Origin of the sequence: Candidatus Methylomicrobium oryzae, assembly GCF_016745425.1 — a bacterium.
Taxonomy (GTDB): Bacteria; Pseudomonadota; Gammaproteobacteria; order Methylococcales; family Methylomonadaceae; genus Methylomicrobium; species Methylomicrobium oryzae.
On sequence record NZ_JAERVK010000050.1, the window covers coordinates 1 to 1,383 of the forward strand.

The 1,383-nt window shown below is 55.1% G+C and carries 1 protein-coding gene; it reads left to right on the top strand.

Annotation, left to right across the window (positions count from 1 at the left end):
* Window positions 1-125: 125 nt before the first annotated feature.
* Window positions 126-1,361 carry an IS4 family transposase gene (locus JJL52_RS21060; RefSeq protein ID WP_236994409.1) on the top strand — a complete coding sequence of 412 codons (1,236 nt, stop codon included), beginning with the start codon at window positions 126-128 and terminating at the stop codon, window positions 1,359-1,361.
* Window positions 1,362-1,383 lie beyond the last annotated feature (22 nt).

Sequence of the window (1,383 nt, forward strand, 5' to 3'; positions counted from 1 at the left end):
CAATGCCGTTAAGTTAAGCGCTTTGTGGTATAATTGATCTGTTAACTGATTGAAATTACAGGATAAACCAATGAAGCCGACTTAGCAGTATTCATGCCAGCATTCTCGCCCATCTTTCAAAACTTCTGCATTCGTCCGATTTTATCGCCGCGCATCGCACGCACGATAAAGCCTTTACTCGGCAACGCGTGCTCACCTTTCCGGTGCTCGTGGCTTTTTTGCTGTGTGCCTTCAAGGGCAGCTTACAAAGCCTCCTGGACGACCTGTTCGCCACGCTGGATAGTGGTTTCTTACGTGCCGTGAGCAAAAGCGCCGTTTCCCAAGCCCGGCAAAAACTCAAAGCCACGGCCTTCGAAGCGCTTAACGACAGTCTGGTCGGCTTGCTCGATGAACTGTTGCCTGAACCGCGTTGGCGGGGCTTGCGTTTGGTCGCAACCGATTCGACCACCTTACGTTTGCCGTCTTGGCAGGAAAATCAGGCCGAGTTCGGCGTACAGACCGATAGCGCCGGTCAACCTTATGTTTTAGCCCGCGTCTTGGGATTGTTCGCCTGCGCTTCAAAACTGATGGTCAAAACCGTGATTGGCCGTTTCGACGATGCCGAGCGCGCCTTGTTGGCGCAGTTACTGCCGCAACTGGGCCGCGATGACCTGTTAATCATGGACCGCGGCTTCCCCGCCGTCTGGCTGTTTACTTTGCTGCAACAGCGCCAATGGTCCTTTCTCGCCCGGATGGACGGCAACCAATGGCCCGCCGTCGAGCGCTTTTTACGTTCAGACCTTACCGAAACGGTAATCAAACACACCGTATCCGCGCACGCCCGCCGGCAAGCCCAAGCTGTCGGCATGACGCTGGTCGATAGAATCGTCACCTTGCGACTGATCAAAATCGTCTTGTCCACCGGTCACATCGAAATCCTCGCGACCTCGCTCATCGACGCCCAAGCTTATCCTGCTGAAGCCTTTGCCGAGTTGTATCATGCCCGCTGGCACATCGAAGAAGCCTTCAAGATCCTCAAACACCGGCTTTATCTGGAACAATTCACCGGCGAATTGCCCGAATCCATACGCCAGGACATCCACGCCAAAATCTTCACCGCCAATTTGGCCGAAGCCCTGGCGCGGGAGGCCTACGACACCTTGCCCGAAGACAAAGCCGCGCGCTATTTCCCCAATATCAGCTACATCCTCCAGTCACTGAAAATGCGACTCTTCGCTTGGCTGATACAACGCGTACCGCACGATCAGGTGCTGGATTTGATCGCCCTCTATGCCCGCACGCTGGAGCGGAAACGTCCCGATCGGAAAGCGCCCAGGCCCAAAAACCGCATCACGCCCAAACCCAGACGGCAGTATCGGTAAGGCTTAACTTAACGGCATTGGG